This is a genomic window from Kribbella sp. CWNU-51 (assembly GCF_054073265.1).
In genome coordinates, this window is record NZ_JBSXMZ010000060.1 from 93281 (window position 1) to 111982 (window position 18702).

An 18702-nucleotide genomic window follows, 5' to 3' on the forward strand; every position below is an offset into this window, starting at 1 on the left:
CAACAGTGTCGAACATCGAGGTGGTGCAGCTCCGGGCTGCCGGCGTCAGCCTGGTGCTGGACTGCTCTGGTCCGGCCCTTCCGTCCGTCCTGCACTGGGGTGCGGATCTGGGTGAGTTGACCGAGAAAGCTCTGCTGGAACTGAGGCGTGGCGCCGGCGCGGTGCAGGACGGCAACGGCCTCGACGACAACCAGCCGATCGCGATCGTGCCGGAATACGCCGCCGGCTGGTTCGGGCTGCCGGGTCTGAGCGGCCATCGCGACGGTCAGAACTTCTCCGCGAGCTTCCGGCTGACGAGCGTCGCGCGCTGGGACAGCACCGTGCTGGTCGACGCCGAAGATCCCGAGGCCGGTCTGACGATCCGCTTGATCATCGAGCTGACCGACAGCGGCCTCGTCCGGGCCAAGGCGGACCTCACCAACACCGGCGCGACGCCGTACACGGTCGATGGTCTGGTCCTCGCGCTGCCGGTCCCGACCGAGGCGACCGAACTGCTCGACCTGACCGGCCGCCACATCGGCGAGCGGCACCCGCAGCGGCACGAGTTCACGCAGGGCGCGCACATCCGCGACAACCGTCGTGGCCGCACCGGCGCCGACGCGACCCTGCTGCTGATCGCCGGCGCGCCCGGCTTCGACTTCGGCACCGGCGAGAGCTGGGCCGTGCACACCGCCTGGAGCGGCAACCACCGTTCGTACGCCGAGCGCGGCATGAGCGGGTACGCCGTGATCGGCGGCGGCGAACTGCTCCTCCCCGGCGAGGGGCGCGTGCAGCCGGAGGGCACCTACAGCACTCCGTGGATCTACGGTTCGTACGGCGTCGGCCTCGACCAGCTGTCCGCCCGTTTCCACGAGTACCTGCGGGCTCGGCCGAACCACCCGCGCACCGAGCGTCCCGTCGTACTGAACACCTGGGAAGCGGTCTACTTCGATCTCGACCTGGACAAGCTGAAGGCGCTCGCGGATGCGGCCGCCGAGGTCGGGGCCGAGCGCTTCGTGCTCGACGACGGCTGGTTCCGCGGCCGGCGCGACGACCACGCCGGGCTCGGCGACTGGTACGTCGACGAAGGCATCTGGCCGAAGGGCCTGCACCCGCTCGTGGATCATGTGAAGAGCCACGGCCTGCAGTTCGGGCTGTGGGTCGAGCCGGAGATGGTGAACCCGGACTCCGACCTGGCTCGCGAGCACCCGGACTGGATCCTTGCTGCCGGCCACCGGATGCCGCCGACCGCGCGGCACCAGCAGGGGCTGAACCTCGGCGTCCCGGCGGCGTACGACTACATCCTCGAGCGGCTCGACAGCCTCCTGACCGAGTACGACATCGCGTACCTGAAGTGGGACCACAACCGGGACTTCGTTGACGGCGGCAACCAGCTGACCGGTACGGCGGGTATCCACGAACAGACCCTGGCCGTGTACCGGCTGATCGACGAGCTGAAGCGCCGGCACCCCGGTCTGGAGATCGAGTCGTGCTCGTCCGGTGGCGCCCGGGTCGACCTCGGCATCCTCGAGCGCACCGACCGGATCTGGGGCAGCGACAGCAACGACGCGCTCGAGCGGCAGACGATCCAGCGCTACACCGAACTGCTGCTGCCGCCGGAGCTGATCGGCTGCCATGTCGGCCCGCCGCGGGCGCACACCACCGGCCGCACCCAGGCGCTGTCGTTCCGCGCGATCACCGCGCTGTTCGGCCACTTCGGCATCGAGTGGGACATCGCGTCCGCGTCGCCGCAGGAGCGCGAGGAGCTGGCCGGCTGGGTTGCCCTGCACAAGGAACTGCGGCCGCTGCTGCACACCGGCAAGGTCGTCCGCGCCGACCGCGGTCCAGAGGACTTCCTCCTGCACGGCGTGGTCGCGCCGGACGGCTCCCGCGCCGTGTACGCCGCCGTACAGCTGACGCAGTCGGTCACCTCGGCGGTCGGCCGGGTCCGGCTGCCCGGGCTCGACCCACGGCGAACCTACCGCGTCAGCAAGACCGCGACACCCGGACTCGAGTCGCGGACGGCACCCTGGTCTGCCAACGGTGGAAGTGTGGAACTGAACGGTGCCGCCCTGGCCTCGGTCGGGGTCCTGCTCCCGGCTCAGTGGCCCGAGAACGCGATCTTGCTGGATGTGACCGCGATCGACTAGCCCGGTCGATCGCCGACCAAGGAGGAGATCCCCGTGACCGTGACGACCAATGCACCGCCCCATCAGCAGAACCGTCGCGGGGATCCGGAGGCGCCGAGTCGGCGGCGAAGTCTGGGGGACCTGAAGGTCGCGATGATCTTCCTGGCCCCGGCGACCCTGGGCTTCGTCGTCTTCTACATCTGGCCGACCCTGCGCGGCGCCTACCTGAGCTTCACCGAGTACAGCCTGCTCTCCGCACCGCAGTTCAACGGGCTGGACAACTACCGCCGGATGGTCCAGGACAGCTTCTTCTGGAACGCCCTGGCGGTCACGGTCGAGTACGTCGTGATCAACATCGGCGTGCAGACGGTCCTGGCGGTCGTCATCGCGATGCTGATGTACCGGCTGACCAAGTCGATCACGATCCGGGCGGCGATCCTGCTGCCGTACCTGGTCGCGAACGTGGTCGTCGCGCTGGTCTGGTACTGGATGCTCGACTTCCAGGTCGGCATCGTGAACCAGGGCCTGCACTGGATCGGGATCGACCCGGTCGCGTTCTTCGGCGACTCGCACTGGGCGATCCCGACGGTCGCGGGCATCAACGTCTGGCGGCACATGGGCTACACGGCCCTGCTGGTGTTCGCCGGGCTGCAGACGATTCCGGCGTACGTCTACGAGGCGGCCGAGGTGGACGGATCGACCGAGTGGAAGACGTTCTGGCGGATCACGCTGCCGCTGCTGCGACCTGTTCTGGTGATGGTCCTGGTGGTCACCATGATCGGGTCGTTCCAGATCTTCGACACCGTCGCGGTGACCACACAAGGCGGTCCGATCAACGCGACCCGGGTGATCTACTACTACATCTACGAGCGGGCCTTCACCCGCTTCGACTTCGGGTACGCCTCCGCGATGGCGCTGATGCTGTTCGCGATCCTCGCGCTGGTCTCCTTGCTGCAGCTCCGCCTGCTGCGCGCGAAGGAGAGTGATCTGGCATGAGAAGGAAGGAACTCAACGTCGGTCGCACCGTCGCCTGGATCTTCCTGGTCGTGCTGCTGATCGTCACGCTGTTCCCGTTCTACTGGATGTTGCGTACGGCGCTGTCCGACAACACCCAGCTCCCCGGCCACCCGAGCTCGCTGCTGCCGGTGGAGTCCACCCTCGGCGCGTTCAAGCGGGTGCTCGGGCTGTCGACGATCGAGGAGGCGCAGGCGCAAGGCGGGTCCGGTGCGGCCGTCAACTTCTGGCTGTACCTGCGCAACTCGTTGGTCGTGGCAACGATTACGACGGTCTGCCAGGTGTTCTTCAGCGCGATGGCGGCGTACGCGTTCGCCCGGCTGCGCTGGCCGGGCCGGGACAAGGTGTTCGCGCTGTTCCTGGCCGCGCTGATGGTGCCGCCGATCTTCACCACGCTGCCGAACTTCGTGCTGATCAAGAACCTCGGACTGCTGAACAGCTTCGCCGGCATCATCCTGCCAGGGGCGTTCATGACGCCGTTCGCGATCTTCTTCCTGCGCCAGTTCTTCCTCGGCATCAACCGGGAACTGGAGGAGGCGGCGATGATCGACGGCGCCGGGCACCGGCGGATCTTCTTCGGGCTGATCATCCCGATGAGTGCGGCGCCGATCGCCACCTTGGGGATCCTGACGTACATCAACTCCTGGAACGACTACTTCTGGCCGCTGCTGGTGGGTCAGCAGGAGAACGTCCGGGTGCTGACCGTCGCGCTCGGGGTGTTCCGGTCGCAGACTCCGCAGGGTGGGCCGGACTGGGCCGGGCTGATGGCGGCGACGCTGATCGCGGCACTGCCGATGATCGTGCTGTTCCTCGCGTTCGCCAAGCGGATCACCAACTCCATCGGCTTCTCCGGGATCAAGTGAGGTATCCGATGAAACTCTCGAGAAGGACGTTGCTGAAGGCCGGGCTGGCCGGACTCGCCGGGTCGGCGGTTGCCGGGTGCAACAACGGAGCCGCCGCGCGTGGTCAGGGTGAGGTCATCTACTGGCTGTGGGACTCGGCCCAGCTGCCGATGTACACCGAGTGCGCGAAGGTGTTCCACGAGCAGAACCCGCAGTACAGCGTGAAGATCGAGCAGTACGGCTGGAACGACTACTGGTCGAAGCTGGTGACCGGGTTCATCTCCGACACCGCGCCGGATGTGTTCACCGGGCACTCGTCGAAGTATCCGCTGTTCGCCGACAAGGGCCAGGTGCTGCCGATCGATGACTATGTCGCCAAGGACAATGTTGACCTGAGCATCTACCAGAAGGGCCTGGCGGATCGCTGGATCGGGGCCGACGGCAAGCGGTACGGCCTGCCGAAGGACTGGGACACCGAGGTCTACTTCTACAACAGCGCGTTCACCGAGGCGGCTGGAATCAGCACCGAGCAGCTGAACTCGATGACCTGGAACCCGCAGGACGGCGGCACGCTCGAGCAGATCGTCCGCCGGCTGACGGTCGACTCCAAGGGCCGCCGCGGTGACCAGCCCGGGTTCGACAAGGACGACGTCAAGGTCTACGGACTCGGGTACGCCGATGCCGGCGGTGGCGACGGTCAGACCAGCTGGAGCTGGTACGCCGCGATCAACGGCTGGAAGTACTCCGAGGGCGAGCCCTGGGGGACGAAGTTCTTCTACGGCGACCCGAAGTTCACCGACACGATCGGGTGGTGGCGCGGACTCATCACCAAGGGGTACATGCCGACGTACGCGCAGGCGAAGTCCGGGGTGGACGTCACCACGAGCTTCGGTGCGGGGAAGTACGGGATGACCCCGAACGGCTCCTGGATGCTCGGGACCTACGGCGGGCTGAAGCAGGTGAAGACCAAGCTGGCCAGGCTGCCGATCGGCCCGATCGGGAAACGGATGTCGATGATGAACGGTCTCGCGGACACCATCTGGGCCGGTACGACCCGGCGGGAGGCGTCGTGGGCCTGGGTGAAGTTCCTCGGCTCGCAGACGGCGCAGGACATCGTCGCCAAGGCGGGTGTCGTGTTCCCGGCGGTGGCGGCGAGCATGCCGGCGGCGAAGGCGGCGTTCGCGAAGAACGGCTGGGACGTCACGCCGTTCCTGGAGCCGGTCGAGGCGGGGAACGTGTTCCCGTACCCGGCCAACCCGAACGCGGCGGACGTGACCGCGGTGATGACGCCGGCGATGGACGCGGTGATGTCGTTCGAGGCTGATCCGGGTTCCCTGAGCAAGGCCAACAACGATGTGAACAAGATCCTCTCGGCCAACGCCTGAGGGTTTACCCGGGTCCCGCCTACGCCCGGGGGAGTACGTCGTCCTGCGTCGTGCGGCGCAGTGTGCTCCTCCGGGGGTAGGTGAGGTGTCGCCGCCCGGGCGACGCGGTGAGGGTGGTTCGAACGACAACCTTGGTGCAATCGCAAGAACCACGAGCACCGAGGAGTGTCATGAGCGACGAGAGGCCGGGCGGACCGATCCGCATCGGCGACAGCGAACGCGAGGACGCGGTCAAGCGTCTGGGCGAGCACTACGAAGCCGGTCGCCTCAGCGCCGAGGAACACGCCGAGCGCGTCGGCCGTGCACTGGAAGCGAAGACCGACACCGATCTGGCCGCTTTGTTCAGCGACCTGCCAGGAACACAGCAGGCCGGCCAGCAGCAGGCCGGCCAGACAGGTCCGCGTCCGCCGTTCGGAGGGCAGCGGCCGGAGTGGGCGGCGGCTCGTGGGCGGATCGGCAAGCTGCCGGTCCCGTTGCTGATCGCGCTCGGCGTGGTCGGGGTGCTGGCGTCGATCGCGTGTGTGGTCGGAGCCGGGCATCCGCCGGCGCTGCCGATCGCGCTGATCGTGGCCGCGGTCGTCGTCATCCGCAAGCGGCGGATGGAGCGGCGGGCATGAGGGCCGTCTACCGGGTGCTCGGTCAGCTGATCGCGGTGGCGGTCGTGCTGCAGGTCGCGTCGATCGCGCTGAGCGGATTCACCATCGCCAAGGACGCCGACGACGGGACGTCGATCGGGGCGGACTACAGCAACTTCGGGCAGGCCTACCACAGCATCGCCGGGATGGTGATCGCCCTGCTCGCGCTGGTCTTCCTGATCGTGTCCTTCCTGACCGATGTTCCTCGCGGCCGGATGCTGGCCGGGATCGTGGTCGGCCTGGTCGTCGTCCAATTCCTCCTCGCCGTGGTCTCCTTCGGGGTGCCGGCGCTCGGAGTCCTGCACGGCATCAACGGTCTGGTGATCGCCGGTGTGGCGGGTGCTGCGGCGCGACGGGCCGTCGTACCGAAGCAGACTGTGGCCAGTGCCTGAGCCGAAACCGCGGCGCCGGTGGGGCCTGCTGGTCGCTCTGGGGATCACCCTGGCGGTACTCGTACCGCTGGGGTATCTCTGGGTGACCAGCCTCGTCCCGGGCTCGTACAACGCGGCCGAGATGGGGTACGCCGACTACGGTGGCGGGTCTTCGGATGGGCACGCGCACCACCACGGTGCGATGAGCGTCAAGGACCTGACCGGGCCTACGACCGGTACGCCGGATGTCGCGGTGACGCTGATCGCGCGGAAGCAGAAGTTCCAGCTGGCCAGCGGCGAGACGGTCGACGGCTACACGCTCAACGGGACGTCGCCGGGTCCGCTGATCCGGGCTCGCGTCGGCGAGTTGGTCCAGGTGACTCTGGTGAACGAGTCCGTTCCCGATGGTGCCACGCTGCACTGGCACGGGATCGACGTACCCAATGCCGAGGACGGGGTCGCCGGCGTGACGCAGGACGCCGTACCGGTGGGTGGGAAGTTCGTGTACCGCTTCAGGGCCGAGCAGGCCGGGACGTACTGGTACCACTCGCATCAGGTGTCGAGTGATGAGGTGAAGGGCGGGCTGTTCGGGGCGATCGTGATCGCACCGTCGGCGCCCGGTGAGGTCGTGGCCGCGATCCATACGTACAACGGGAAGCGGACGATCAACGGGCGGACGGGAAGTGGCCGCGTCGATCTCCCGGCGGGTACGACGGCGCGCGTGCGGGTGATCAACACCGACAACGCGATCCTGCGGGTCGGTCTGCTCGGGACGCCGTACAAGGTGGTCGCGGTGGACGGGCGGGACGTTCACGGGCCGAGTCCGGTGACCGCGGCGTACCCGTTGGCTGCTGGGGCTCGGGTGGATCTGGAGGCGGTCGTTCCGGCCGGCGGGATGCGGTTGGTGGCGGGTGCCGCGGCGACGTCGCTGGGGATCGGTCCTGGTGACGCTCCGACCGGCGAGTTGCCGGGGGAGACAGTTGATCTGCTGACCTACGGCACGCCGGCGCCGCTCGGGTTCGACCCGGCCGGCGCTGATCGGAACTTCGAGTACCGGATCGGGCGGCGGCCTGGGTTCCTCGACGGGAAGCCGGGGTTGTGGTGGACGATCAACGGGCACAAGTTTCCCGACGTACCGATGTTCATGGTTGCCGAGGGCGACATTGTCCGGATGACGATCGCCAACACCAGCGGCCAGGCGCATCCGATGCACCTGCACGGCCACCACGCCGTCGTCCTGTCCCGCAACGGCGTCCGCGCCACTGGCTCACCCTGGTGGATCGACACCCTCGAGGTGGGCAACAAGGAGACCTACGAGATCGCCTTCGTCGCCGACAACCCCGGCCTCTGGATGGACCACTGCCACAACCTGCCGCACGCCTCCCAAGGCCTGATCACCCACCTCATGTACGAAGGCATTACAACCCCCTACCGCGTCGGCGGCGAATCCCACAACGAACCTGAGTGAGGTCAGGAGGCTTGTTGCTCGATGTGCGTCTGCGTCAGGTGCATGGCGGCGATCCGCGTGCAGGCGGCGTCGATGGCGGCGCGTTGGGTGGTGTAGGAGCCGTACCAGAGCGGGTTGTCCGGCTGTGGGTCGAGTTCGTCGTCGATGTCGGCGTACCACTCGCCGGCGGTTCGGAAGATCCGCGCGTGCAGGTGGATGTCCGTGCCCAGTTCGTTCACCGCACCACTCCTGGAGTGAGACCGTGTACCTCTTCAGGATGTGACGCGAGTACGGCGGAACGCGCGAACGACACGCGGTTCAGGTCACCAGGACGGTGATCCGCTGGGCGGTGTTGTTGGCGAAGCCGCCGCGGTTCCAGTCGGCCTCGATGGGTTGCTCGCGGCCGCTGGCGTCGTACGCGCGAACCGTGAGCACGTGCTCGCCCGGCGTGGCCTCCCAGTCGTAGGCGAAGGCCCGCCACGCGAGCTCGTCGTTGCCGAGGGCATCCAACGTGGCCTCGTGCCAGTTCACGCCGGCGTCGGTGCTGACCTCGACCCGTTCGATCGGGGCCCAGCCGGACCAGGCCCGGCCGAACAGCGGAACGGTGCCAGCGGCAACGAACCGGTGCCGGCTCATGAAGTCCGGGAAGCCCGGCGGGACGAGCAGCGCCCGCGGCTCGATCCGCGTCACCGCCTCACCGGGATCATCCGCGTCCTTCCGGATCCGGTACGCGACCGCATTCTGGAACCCGTCGAACTCGTGGTCGATCAGCTCGATCGACCGCAGCCATTTGACGCTTGCCATCCCGTACCACCCCGGTACGACGAGGCGCAGCGGATAACCGTGTTGCGGCGGCAGCGGCTGCCCGTTCATCTCCCACGCCACGATCGCGCCCGAGTCGATCGCCTCGGTCAGCGACAGCCCGCGCTGGTAGTCCTGCTCGACCCCACGCTCCACACCGTGATCCGCGCCGGTGAACACGACGTCCACAGCATCCTCGCGAATCCCCGCCGCCCGGAACAGATCGGACACCGGCACGCCGGTCCACTCCGCCGTACCGACGGCTTCGGTCAACCAGGGCTGGCTGATCGGCCGCGGGTGCAGCGCGGCCCGACCGTTGCCTGCGCACTCCAAAGTCACCCGGACGGTACGGCGCCCCATCGCGCGCAGCTCCGTCAGCCCGAACGACAACGGCTCCTCGACGCACCCGTCCACCTCGAGTCGCCAAGTGCCCGCATTGGTTGCCGGGATGTCGTAATGCACCAGGACGTAGTGCAGTCCCGGCGGCGTCACGTCGTACCGCAGGCTCTCCAACGGCATCCCGTGGTTCCGCGCCGCCAGTTGCAACTCGTCCCCGGTGATGCCCTCACCGGTGTCCGCCAACCGCCCCCGCACACTGAACTGCTCGATCGACATCGCACATTCCTCCCCTTGGCATCAGCCTAGAGGTCCGGACCGGCTACAACCAACCGTTGTCGAGGGCGATGCGGGCGGCTTCGGCTCGGGTGCGGGCGCCGGTCTTGCCGATGGCGGCGGAGAGATGGTTGCGGACGGTGCCTTCGGAGAGGTGGAGCTCCTTGGCAATGTCGGCGACCGTGCCGCCTTCGCGGGCGGCCCGCAGTACGTCGGATTCGCGGCCGGTGAGCGGGCTCGTCCCCGCGACCAGGGTCTCGGCGGCGAGTGAGGGGTCGACCACGCGGAGCCCTTGGTGCACCCGCCGTACGGCGTCTGCCAGCTGGGTCGCCGGGGTGTCCTTCACGACGAAACCGGCCGCACCGGCCTCCATCGCGCGGCGCAGGTACCCGGGCCGGCCGAAGGTGGTCACCATCAGCACCCGAACCCCCGGTACGGCGGCCCGCAGCGCGGAGGCGGCCTCGATCCCGTCCAGTCCAGGCATCTCGACGTCGAGCAACGCGACGTCCGGCTTGGTCGCCCTCGCCGCCTCGATCACCTCGTCGCCGCGGCCGACCTCGGACACCACCTCCAGGTCGGGCTCGAGATCCAGCAACGCGGCCAGGGCTCCACGGACCAGCGCCTGGTCGTCGGCGATCAGCAGTCGAATGCTCACTGGCCCACCCTGACAGCTAGCCGGAAACCGCCACCCGGCGCCTGGCCGACCTGCAGACTCGCGCCCGCCTGGTCCGCCCGCTCGCGCAACCCCACGAGCCCGTGCCCGGACGCGCCGCCGCCGGGCGTCGGGCCCTTCCCGTCGTCCAGTACTTCGATCTGCGTGGCGTTGATGCGGATCGTGCAGCGCTTCGCGCCCGAGTGGCGGACGACGTTCGTCACGCCTTCGCGGACCACCCAGGCGAACAGTTCGCGGTTCTCCTCCGGCACCTCGTCCATCGTGGTCGGCAGATCCGGCTTGATCTCGGCCGCCTGCAGCGCGGCCCGCGCCGACACCAGCTCACCGGCCAGACTCAGCTCGCGGTAGCCCGCGACCGCGGCCCGGACATCGGCCAGTGCCGCCCGCGCCAGACTCTCCACATCGGCCACCTCGGCCGCGGCCCGCCCTGGGTTGGCCTCGATCAACTTGCCGGCCAGCTCAGCCTTCACCGTGATCACGGTGAGCGAGTGGCCGAGGATGTCGTGCAGATCCCGGGCGAACCGGTTCCGCTCCTCCTGGACGGCCAGCTTGGCCATGTCCTGCCGGGTGGCATTCAGTTCGATACTGCGCTGGATCGCGCGCCGCAGGCCGAACACCGCCAGCGCGCCGAGGAAGATCGCGAACCCGTAGCTGCCGTCGTCGCTCCAGCCCGGCACCAGCCGCATCGAGAGCTCGGCGCCACCGAGCAGGAGGGCGACGATGACCACGGCGATCCGGACGTCGAGCGTCATCATCGCGATCGCGGCGATGTAGACCAGGCAGGTGAGCGCCTTCTGACCGGCCGACGGCAGCATCAGGAAGCACAGGGCGAGCATCCCGGCCAGGTACGCCAGCCGCTGCCAGGTCGGCAGCCCACCGGCGAGGCCGACCCGGCGGAGCCAGCCGAAGAACGCGATGTACGAGAGCGCGAAGAGGAAGAGGACGATCAGCCCCATCACCCGGGTCGCACCGTGGTGCTGGAGGATCGCCTCGAACGGCTGGGACAGGTAGAACAACCAGATCCCGGCCGCCAGCCAACCCCACCGGTTGGGCCCGGGCCGATCGCGGCCCAGGCCGTCCAGCAGGGTTGGCGGAGTCTTCATGAACTTCACGGTAGTGCCCCTCGATGGGCTCCCGCGCTCAGGCCCGCGCGGTGTCGGCGCGGAACCGGCGGAGGCCGATGAAGCCGAGGACGACGGTCCAGCCGAGCACCACCAGCAGCGCGTGGGTGTCCAGGCCGCTCTGCGTCAGCGCGCTGCGTGAGGTCTGACTGGTCCAGTACGCCGGGGTCAGCTGGGCGATGTGCTTCATCGCCGACGGCATCTGGCTGACCGGCAACCACAGTCCGCCGAAGGCCGCGATCAGCATCGTGCTCAGTCCGGTGATCGGCTGCACGCTGTCCGGCTTGGCGACGTACCCGATGACCAGGCCGAGGGCGGCGAACGGCAGGGCGCCGAGCCAGGACACCAGCGCGACCGTGGCCCACTGGTTCATGCTCAGGTGCACGTGGCCGAAGGTCATGCCGGAGATGAAGACGACCAGCAGCGGCGGGATCGCCAGCAGCAGCGACAGGATCACCTTGGTGGCGACGTAGGCCTGCGGCTTCAGCGGGGTGAGCCGGAGCGTCCGGTTCCAGCCGCCGTCGCGCTCGGCCGCGATCACACCACCGCTGCTCATCGCCGCGGACATCGAGCCGAACATCGCCATACTCACCATCACGTAGGCGATCGCGGAGATGCCGGCCTCGTTGGCGTCCTTCGGGATCGTCGTACCGAAGATCACGAACAGCACCAGGGGCATCAGGATCGAGAAGATCAGCACCCGCCGGTTCCGCAGTGTGCGGCGGATGTCGAAGATCAGGTAGTCGCGGTTCATGCCAGGCTCTCCCGTTCTTGAAGGTCACTGCCTGCGCTGATCGCGAGGACCGCGTCCTCGAGGTCGGCGGAGGTGACTTCGATGTCGTGGGCTGACGTGTTGTCCAGCAGGTAGCGCAGGGTGTCGTCCGAGTTCGCGCACTGGAGCAGGACGACCTCGCCGCGGGTCTCGACGTTCCGTACGCCGGGGAGCGATGCAAGCGCCGCCAGGTCGGCTCCGGGAACGGTCGCGCGGATGGTCCGGCCGGACACGCTCGCCTTGATCTGCGCAGCGGTGCCGTCGGCAACGACTTTGCCGTTCCGCATCAGCACCACGCGGTCGGCGTACGCGTCGGCCTCTTCCAGGTAGTGGGTCGCGAACAGGACCGTGCGGCCGCGCGCGGTCTCGGCGTGCATCGACGCCCAGAAGTCGCGCCGGGACTCGACGTCCATGCCGGTGGTCGGCTCGTCCAGGACGATCAGGTCAGGCTGCGGGATGATCGCCATCGCGAACCGCACCCGCTGCTTCTGGCCGCCGGACAGGCCCTTGATCTTCCGGTCCGTCAGGTCCGCGATCCCGGCCCGCTCGAGCGCCTCGCTCACGGGCATCGGCTTCTTGTGCAGGCCGGCCACGAGGTTCATCAGTTCGCCGACCTTCGCGTCCTCGATGATCCCGCCGCTCTGCAACATCACCCCGATGGTGCCCTGCGCGATCGCGTCGACCGGCGTCCCGTCGTACACCTGGACGCTGCCCTGGTCCGGCTTGACCAGGCCGAGCAGCATCTCGATCGTGGTCGACTTGCCCGCGCCGTTCGGCCCCAGCAACGCCACCACTTCACCGGACCGGATGGTCAGATCCACCCCGGCAACCGCCTGCACCGTCCCATATTTCTTGGTCACACCCCGCAGGCTGACCGCAGTCGTTGTCGTCATGCCGAAAGCTTCCCGTCGTACGCCGGTCAGCCCCTGGATCGACCGTCACGACCCACCCATGACATCCGTCAGCCACCCCTCAGGGTCGCCTCTCAGGGGTCAGCCCAGGGAGGTGACACGGTAGGTGGGGAAGTCGCGCAAGGGGCGGATCGATGTGGCCAGTGGGAGGGTGCGGGTGAAGGCGAACAGGATTGCCAGTGCCCACATGGCGGTTCGGATTCCGAAGGTGGTCGCCAACGCTCCGGCGGTCGCCGCGCCGAGCGGGGCTGTGCCGAAGACGAGGAACCGAGAGGACGCTGTGACCCGGCCGAGCAGCTGAACGGGGACGTAGCTTCCGCGGAAGGTGGCGGTGATGATGTTCGAGACTGTGGAGCCGGTCAGCACCACGAGGGATCCGGCCGCGAACAGCGACAGCCGCCACCCGGAACCGGCTGCCGGAAGGAGCAGGATGAACGGCGCGATCGCGAGATTCGACACCAGGTAGGCGCGTGCGTTGCCGAAGCGGCGCACGATCCGGGAGGCGAGCACGGCGCCCAGGATGCCGCCGAGGCTGCTCGCACCCATCACCAGTCCCACGGTGCCCGGACTCGCGCCTTCGGTACGCACCAGGTAGACGACCCGCAGTGCGGTCAGCCCCATCATCGCGAAGTTGCCGATCGCCGCCATCACGGTCATCGCCACTAGGAAGCTCTCGCGCCGGATGAACCCGAAACCCTCGGCGATCTGACGGAACACGCCAGATCACCGACCCGGTTTCGCCGCTTCTCAGGCCGGGCCCGCAGGCCCGCCAAGCAGGCCGCCGAGACCAGGAACGTCAGCGCGTCGATGAGGATCCCGCAGACCGCGCCGGCAGCGTGGGCCAACAGCCCCCCGAGGCCTGGACCCGCGAGCTCGGCCGCCGACGCGCTGGTCTGCAGTTTGGAGTTGCCCTCGAGCAGGTCCTCGGGGGCCAGCAGATCGGGCAGAAAAGCGTTGTACGCAAGGTCGAAGAACACCTTGGCGATACCGGCGAGCAGCGCTGCCGCCAGCAGCATGCCCATGGTGAGTACTCCGGTCCAGGCCGCGGTCGGGACACCGGCCAGCACCACCGCCGACACGAGATCGGCGGCCAGCAAGACGCGTCGACTCGGCCACCGATCGACCCACGCCCCGGCCGGGAGCCCGATCACCAGAAACGGTGCCCAGTTCGCCGCTGTCAGCAGCGCCACCATGCTGGTGCCCGCGTGCAGGGTGGACACCGCCACTAGGGGCAGGGCCACCGTCGTGATCGCCGAGCCGAATCCGCTGGTCGACTCGCCGGCCCAGAACAAGCCGAAGTTCCGTGTCCGCAGCAGACCGCCAACCGGCGTACGTCGTGGTGCGGGCGCGCGCTTGCGCGAGGCAACCGTCTCGGCGTCCATCCAACCGCCTTTTCTCTCGCTCCAGCAACGTCGGCAACCACGTCGATTTGCCCGTCAAGTTTCTGCGACGATCATCGAAGTTGCGACTGCTTTTCGGGCTCTCCTGTCGTGTCCGCGCCCGACCAAGCCGGCCGGGCGGCCGCATCGCGGCGATCGGGAGGTTCCGGCGGTGGCTCGCGGACGTGGGAGCATGTCGTGCCGTCTCAGGGTCTGCGCCGTAGCGATGGGGCGGCATCGTGAAATCTATTGTCGGGTTGTCAGGGGTTTGCCTGTGGCTGTGGATGATGTGCGGGATGCGTATGGTCGGTGGGCGGAGGAGTACGCCGACCTGTTCGCCTCGACGGAGGCTATGCACCAACTGGACCGCAAGCTGGTGTCCCAGTGGGCCGGTGGGATCACGGGCCGCATCATCGACGCCGGGTGCGGGCCGGGGCAGTGGACTGACTTTCTGAGCCGGCAGGGCTGTGACGTCGAGGGTGTCGATCTTGTGCCGCGGTTCGTGGACATCGCCCGCTCGCGGTTTCCCGCCGTTCCCTATCGTGTCGGGGAGCTGACGAACCTCGGCGTACCCGATCGCTCGGTGGCGGGGATCCTGTCGTGGTACTCGATCATCCACACGTATCCGGACGACGTCCCCCGCATCCTCGACGAGTTCGCACGATGCCTGTGCGACGGTGGCAGTCTGTTGCTCGGGATGGTCGAAGGCGCCCAGGTCGAGCCGTTCGCGCACACTGTGACGACCGCCTACTTCTGGTCGGTCGAAGAGATGTCGCAGCGGCTGGCGGCATCGGGCTTTCAGGTCGAAGCGACGGAAACCCGCGCTGACGGGAAACGACCCCATGCCGCCATCGTCGCGCGGCGTCTACCTGTCGATCGATAACGAATCTTCGGCGGTCAGGTGGTGGCGGGGCCGAACCACCGGGGGAGATGGGTGACGAGGTCTTGCTGGTCTTCGCCGATCCACGCGACGTGGCCGTCGGGGCGTAGGAGGGCCGCTCTGGGGATGTCGAGTTCCTCAGTGGTGTCGACGATGTGGTCGACCCGGTCTGCCCAGCCTTCGACCGAGAGGCTGCCGGTTTGGTCGAGGAGCAGGCCTCGGCCGGCATGCATCTGGGCGTAGAGGTGGCCGCGTTTGAGTTGTACGTCGCGGAGACGGCGACCGAGAAGTTCGTCTCCCTTGCCGAAGTCGTAGCGGATCCCGATCGCGGCGATCCTCTCGACCAGGTAGCGGTGGACGTCTTCGAAGTCCATGAGCTGCGTCAACAGTCGCCGTACGGCCTGGGGACCTGGCTCGAGGGCCATCAGTTCCATCTGGGCGCGGGTGAGGTCCAGTACGTCGGCGGCGACCGGGTGCCGTTCGGTGTGATAGCTGTCCAGCAGGCCCTCGGGCGCCCAGCCGTTGACCTCGGCCGCCAGCTTCCAGCCGAGATTGAACGCGTCCTGGACGCCGAGATTGAGGCCTTGCCCGCCGGCCGGCGGGTGGATGTGGGCCGCGTCGCCGGCCAGCAGCACGCGGCCGGTCCGGTAGCGCTCGGCCAGCCGGGTGGCGTCGCCGAAGCGGGAGAGCCAGCGCGGTGAGTGCGCGCCGAAGTCCGTGCCGGCGGTCACTCGCAACTGCCGCTTGACCTCCTCGAAAGTCGGCGGGACCCGCGGGTCCTCGGCCAATCCCTCGGCGGGTACGACGACGCGGTAGAACCCGTCCTCGACGGGTGCGGTGCCGAACCGCAGTTGGGTCTTGCGGATCTCCTCGTTCGCTTCGGCCAGTGTCTCGGGCGACGCGGTCAACGCCATCTCTCCGAGGAGTGTCTCGACCGTGCTCGGCTCGCCGGGGAAGGCGACGCCGAGCAGCTTGCGCACCGTACTGCGGCCGCCGTCGCAGCCGACGAGGTAGCGCGAGCGCAGCTGCGTGCCGTCGGCCAGCTCGACGGTGACGCCGTCGTCGTCCTGGCTCAGCCCGACCAGTTCGCACCCGCGCCGGATCTCGGTGCCGACCTCGGCGGCGTGCTCGGCCAGCAGGCGGTCGGTCGTGGTCTGCGGGATGCCGAGGATGTACGCGTGCGCGGTGTCCAGCCGGTCCGGCGGCGGCTTGCGGATGCCGACGAACGCACCGACCGGGTACTGCTTCCCGAGGGCGAGGAACCGCTCCAGCAATCCGCGCTGGTCCATCACCTCGATGCTGCGCACGTGCAGTCCGGTCGAGCGCTCGACCTTGGTCGGCTCCACGTCCTTCTCCACCACAACCACGTGTACGCCGTGCAGCCGCAACTCACTCGCCAGCATCATGCCAGTCGGTCCACCACCGGCAATGATCACGTCAATCACGAAACCCCCAAGTTTCGACAGGTTGCACTTTCAGCCAGCTGCTCGCGCAGGCGCACGTCCTTCGCGCATCCCTGAATTCGCACGGCTTTCCGGCTTCGGCTGGAGATTCTCCAGCACAACCCCGGCCTTGCGGCAAGCCCCGGGGTGCGTTATAAGTTAGTAGTGGCAAGGAGTGTGAGCTCCTTGCCTTCCTTTTTGTCCGCCGCCGTGGCTGGACAAGCCCACTCCCGAAGCCTCACCATCAGCCGGGAAGTTGCCACGGTCAACCAATTCTCCGTCCACACTCCACCGACGAGCCCGCGTCCTGGGCTTCGCGTGAGCCCCAGGATCACGTGGTGCCTCGTGCAGGAAGTCGCCTAAGCCTGGATCCGTGCATGCCGACCGGTCCGGCGCCCCGCGACGGCGTCCGTGTCACGGGTTATCCGCTGCCGTTGTGGGTTCTCCGTTGGTGCACCAGGGGAGAACACAACGCGCGGGGATATCCGGCGCTCTGGTCGGTTGCGTGGCTGTTGCGCGGCGTCGATCGGATCGCCAGGCCATCACAACGCGGTCAGGACGAAGGTCTCCCACGGGCGATCGCGGCGTCTCGGTGATTGTGATGGCCTGGGAGTCCGCCATACCCCGCCCCGGTGGCGGTGGCGGTGGCAGTGGCGGGTTTGGCGATGCCGGTCCGGTGTGCGGACCTGCGCCACTCACCAAGCGGCGCGATGCCGGCGATGCCCCGCTTGGCCGCGAGCACTCGGCGGCCGACCGACCGGGTTAGTGAGTGCCCCACGTCCGCCCAAGGTCGAGACCCACGGGCCGGCCTCGTCCCAGTAGTCGCGGTCGCGAATGTCGGCCGTCGGGACCGAGCCCCAGGACTCCGGCCGGCCGGCCGGTCCAGCCTGGGGAGGATCCTCCCCCCCGATCCGGGGCGAGATCCTCCCCACCCCTGTCAACCCTGGCGGCGGCAGCCGACAGAACACGGCCGACGGCCCGGGACGCGAAGGACGCGAACGAACGTCGGTGCCACCCGCTCCGCCGCCGTCAGCGAGCGACCCGCGGAAACGACGGAAGAGCCGGATATCCCCCGAAGTTGCAGGGTGGGCTCAGGCAGGAGCGGGGATCCTGGGACGAGCGCCGCACCGGTCCACGGGTCCCCGCTAAGCTCTCGGGAGCTACAGCAAACGGAGGATTCAGTGCAGCCGGCCGACAATCTGGATCGGGCAGTCGACAGCGTGGTCGCCGCGCTCATCCCCGGGACTGGTCGGGACTGGCAGGCACCAGCCGGTTCGCTCGACTGGTCGTGCCGTTTCACCGCTGAACACGTCGCGCATTGCCAACTGGCCTACGCGATGCAGCTCGCCAGCCGCGCTCCCGCGCACTACGTGCGCTTCTTCTCGCACGCGATCGAGGACTCCACCAATCCCCAGGTTCTGGAACTCCTCGAGGCGAGCGGTCGCCTCGAGTCGGCCGTCGTACGCGCGGCGAAGCCGCCCGACCGCGGTTTCCATCCGTACGGGATGGCCGACGCCGAAGGGACCGCCGGCATGGGCTGCATCGAACTGCTCGTCCACGGCGGCGACATCGCGGCCGGTCTCGGTCTGCCGTTCGAGCCGCCGCAGGACGTCTGCGCGTGGGTCCTCGCCCGCATGTTCCCGGACCGGCAGGCCGAGCGCGCGTCACTCCACTCAGCAGACCTCGATCCCTGGGCCGCGCTCCAATGGGCAACCGGCCGGATCTCGCTCCCGGACTGCCTGACGTGGGCACCAAGTGGCGGTGGCACAGCGCACCACTCGCAGACCACTGGCCAACCTTCCGCTGTCAGTGCACAGATGCGAGGTGTGGGCGCAGGCGACGTACGTAGGGTTGGCGTTCTTCCGCGGTCGCTGGGTCGGCGAGGTGGGTGGTGTTGTAGAGGTTGTCGTCGGGGTACCGCGGGAAGACGTGGACGTGGTAGTGCCACGCGTCCTGGTAGCCGGCTGGTTCATTGTGTTGTCTGGTGGAGATGCCTTCGCAGCCGTAGGTGTGACGAATGGCGATGGCGATCTCTCGGACGGCGTCGTGAACGGCGTGACCATCGGGTGCCGGCAGGTCGTAGAGATTCTCATAGTGCGCGGTCGGTACCACTAGCACGTGTCCCCGGTTGTTCGGCCACCAGCGGGACGCAACGAAGGACAGGGTCCGGTCCGTCCGCAGGACGACGTCGTCCTGGCTGGTCAGGTGATCTTCGCCCCCGGACGCTAGTCGGCAGAACGGGCACTCGTAATCAGCCGGCTCGTGATTGAACATTCACGACTCCTCTGGGCGGTGGCCGACTGGGGCGC

At 68.3% G+C, this 18702-nt stretch carries 19 protein-coding genes; 8 read left to right on the top strand and 11 right to left on the bottom strand.

Annotated features, from left to right (window positions below; genetic code table 11):
- The first annotated feature begins 5 nt into the window (after positions 1 to 5).
- The 7 genes from ACXC9Q_RS41140 to ACXC9Q_RS41170 all read left to right on the top strand — a co-directional run bounded on the left by ACXC9Q_RS41140 (position 6) and on the right by ACXC9Q_RS41170 (position 7823).
- On the top strand, positions 6 to 2129 hold the full coding sequence (locus tag ACXC9Q_RS41140; protein WP_457062413.1) for an alpha-galactosidase: 2124 nt from the start codon (positions 6 to 8) through the stop codon (positions 2127 to 2129).
- Between the two features lie 33 nt (positions 2130 to 2162).
- Positions 2163 to 3104, top strand: a complete 942-nt coding sequence (locus tag ACXC9Q_RS41145; protein ID WP_457062414.1) for a carbohydrate ABC transporter permease — start codon at positions 2163 to 2165, stop codon at positions 3102 to 3104.
- Complete coding sequence (locus ACXC9Q_RS41150) at positions 3101 to 3985, top strand: carbohydrate ABC transporter permease (RefSeq protein WP_457062415.1); 885 nt, start codon at positions 3101 to 3103, stop codon at positions 3983 to 3985. Before ACXC9Q_RS41145 ends, ACXC9Q_RS41150 begins: the two co-directional genes overlap by 4 nt.
- Positions 3986 to 3993: 8 nt before the next feature.
- Positions 3994 to 5349, top strand: a complete 1356-nt coding sequence (locus tag ACXC9Q_RS41155) for an ABC transporter substrate-binding protein (RefSeq protein WP_457062417.1) — start codon at positions 3994 to 3996, stop codon at positions 5347 to 5349.
- Positions 5350 to 5519: 170 nt separating this feature from the next.
- Positions 5520 to 5966: a DUF1707 SHOCT-like domain-containing protein gene (locus tag ACXC9Q_RS41160; protein ID WP_457062418.1), complete on the top strand. Its 447-nt coding sequence runs from the start codon at positions 5520 to 5522 to the stop codon at positions 5964 to 5966.
- Positions 5963 to 6376 carry a hypothetical protein gene (locus tag ACXC9Q_RS41165; protein WP_457062419.1) on the top strand — a complete coding sequence of 138 codons (414 nt, stop codon included), beginning with the start codon at positions 5963 to 5965 and terminating at the stop codon, positions 6374 to 6376. Before ACXC9Q_RS41160 ends, ACXC9Q_RS41165 begins: the two co-directional genes overlap by 4 nt.
- Entirely contained in the window at positions 6369 to 7823 is a 1455-nt protein-coding gene (locus ACXC9Q_RS41170) for a multicopper oxidase family protein (protein WP_457062420.1), read from the top strand. The genes ACXC9Q_RS41165 and ACXC9Q_RS41170 overlap by 8 nt, the downstream gene beginning before the upstream one ends.
- Positions 7824 to 7825: 2 nt before the next feature.
- Here ACXC9Q_RS41170 and ACXC9Q_RS41175 read toward each other — a convergent pair whose 3' ends face one another.
- The 8 genes from ACXC9Q_RS41175 to ACXC9Q_RS41210 all read right to left on the bottom strand — a co-directional run bounded on the left by ACXC9Q_RS41175 (position 7826) and on the right by ACXC9Q_RS41210 (position 14074).
- Positions 7826 to 8041 (bottom strand): hypothetical protein, encoded by a 216-nt coding sequence (locus ACXC9Q_RS41175; protein WP_457062421.1) that lies wholly within the window; start codon positions 8039 to 8041, stop codon positions 7826 to 7828.
- Between the two features lie 79 nt (positions 8042 to 8120).
- Complete coding sequence (locus ACXC9Q_RS41180; RefSeq protein ID WP_457062422.1) at positions 8121 to 9218, bottom strand: sulfite oxidase; 1098 nt, start codon at positions 9216 to 9218, stop codon at positions 8121 to 8123.
- Between the two features lie 43 nt (positions 9219 to 9261).
- Entirely contained in the window at positions 9262 to 9870 is a 609-nt protein-coding gene (locus ACXC9Q_RS41185; protein ID WP_457062424.1) for a response regulator, read from the bottom strand.
- Positions 9867 to 10991, bottom strand: coding sequence for a sensor histidine kinase (locus tag ACXC9Q_RS41190; protein WP_457062426.1), 1125 nt, complete (start codon positions 10989 to 10991; stop codon positions 9867 to 9869). Before ACXC9Q_RS41190 ends, ACXC9Q_RS41185 begins: the two co-directional genes overlap by 4 nt.
- 37 nt (positions 10992 to 11028) lie before the next feature.
- Positions 11029 to 11763 carry an ABC transporter permease gene (locus tag ACXC9Q_RS41195; protein ID WP_457062427.1) on the bottom strand — a complete coding sequence of 245 codons (735 nt, stop codon included), beginning with the start codon at positions 11761 to 11763 and terminating at the stop codon, positions 11029 to 11031.
- Positions 11760 to 12674 carry an ABC transporter ATP-binding protein gene (locus ACXC9Q_RS41200; protein WP_457062428.1) on the bottom strand — a complete coding sequence of 305 codons (915 nt, stop codon included), beginning with the start codon at positions 12672 to 12674 and terminating at the stop codon, positions 11760 to 11762. The genes ACXC9Q_RS41195 and ACXC9Q_RS41200 overlap by 4 nt, the downstream gene beginning before the upstream one ends.
- A 99-nt stretch (positions 12675 to 12773) precedes the next feature.
- A complete protein-coding gene (locus ACXC9Q_RS41205) occupies positions 12774 to 13409 on the bottom strand; it encodes an MFS transporter (protein WP_457062430.1) in 636 nt (211 codons plus the stop codon).
- A complete protein-coding gene (locus ACXC9Q_RS41210; protein ID WP_457062432.1) occupies positions 13355 to 14074 on the bottom strand; it encodes an MFS transporter in 720 nt (239 codons plus the stop codon). Before ACXC9Q_RS41210 ends, ACXC9Q_RS41205 begins: the two co-directional genes overlap by 55 nt.
- Before the next feature lie 223 nt (positions 14075 to 14297).
- Between ACXC9Q_RS41210 and ACXC9Q_RS41215 the strand changes: the two genes are divergently transcribed.
- Positions 14298 to 14954 carry a class I SAM-dependent DNA methyltransferase gene (locus tag ACXC9Q_RS41215; RefSeq protein WP_457062433.1) on the top strand — a complete coding sequence of 219 codons (657 nt, stop codon included), beginning with the start codon at positions 14298 to 14300 and terminating at the stop codon, positions 14952 to 14954.
- A 14-nt stretch (positions 14955 to 14968) separates the two neighbouring features.
- On the opposite strand, the gene rox is transcribed toward ACXC9Q_RS41215, so the two are convergent.
- The 3 genes from rox to ACXC9Q_RS41230 form a co-directional block, all read right to left on the bottom strand.
- Complete coding sequence (gene rox, locus ACXC9Q_RS41220; protein WP_457062434.1) at positions 14969 to 16396, bottom strand: rifampin monooxygenase; 1428 nt, start codon at positions 16394 to 16396, stop codon at positions 14969 to 14971.
- 1175 nt (positions 16397 to 17571) lie between these two features.
- Entirely contained in the window at positions 17572 to 17952 is a 381-nt protein-coding gene (locus tag ACXC9Q_RS41225; RefSeq protein ID WP_457062435.1) for a hypothetical protein, read from the bottom strand.
- 247 nt (positions 17953 to 18199) lie between these two features.
- Entirely contained in the window at positions 18200 to 18667 is a 468-nt protein-coding gene (locus tag ACXC9Q_RS41230) for an HIT family protein (RefSeq protein WP_457062437.1), read from the bottom strand.
- Between the last annotated feature and the right edge of the window lie 35 nt (positions 18668 to 18702).

Bases quoted from the DNA above. Each gene is read 5' to 3' on its own strand.
- ACXC9Q_RS41150 (WP_457062415.1), top strand. From the start codon at position 3,101: ATGAGAAGGAAGGAACTCAACGTCGGTCGCACCGTCGCCTGGATCTTC.
- ACXC9Q_RS41155 (WP_457062417.1), top strand. From the start codon at position 3,994: ATGAAACTCTCGAGAAGGACGTTGCTGAAGGCCGGGCTGGCCGGACTC.
- ACXC9Q_RS41160 (WP_457062418.1), top strand. From the start codon at position 5,520: ATGAGCGACGAGAGGCCGGGCGGACCGATCCGCATCGGCGACAGCGAA.
- ACXC9Q_RS41165 (WP_457062419.1), top strand. From the start codon at position 5,963: ATGAGGGCCGTCTACCGGGTGCTCGGTCAGCTGATCGCGGTGGCGGTC.
- ACXC9Q_RS41180 (WP_457062422.1), bottom strand. From the start codon at position 9,218: ATGTCGATCGAGCAGTTCAGTGTGCGGGGGCGGTTGGCGGACACCGGT.
- ACXC9Q_RS41190 (WP_457062426.1), bottom strand. From the start codon at position 10,991: ATGAAGACTCCGCCAACCCTGCTGGACGGCCTGGGCCGCGATCGGCCC.
- ACXC9Q_RS41195 (WP_457062427.1), bottom strand. From the start codon at position 11,763: ATGAACCGCGACTACCTGATCTTCGACATCCGCCGCACACTGCGGAAC.
- ACXC9Q_RS41200 (WP_457062428.1), bottom strand. From the start codon at position 12,674: ATGACGACAACGACTGCGGTCAGCCTGCGGGGTGTGACCAAGAAATAT.
- ACXC9Q_RS41210 (WP_457062432.1), bottom strand. From the start codon at position 14,074: ATGGACGCCGAGACGGTTGCCTCGCGCAAGCGCGCGCCCGCACCACGA.
- ACXC9Q_RS41215 (WP_457062433.1), top strand. From the start codon at position 14,298: ATGGGGCGGCATCGTGAAATCTATTGTCGGGTTGTCAGGGGTTTGCCT.
- ACXC9Q_RS41230 (WP_457062437.1), bottom strand. From the start codon at position 18,667: ATGTTCAATCACGAGCCGGCTGATTACGAGTGCCCGTTCTGCCGACTA.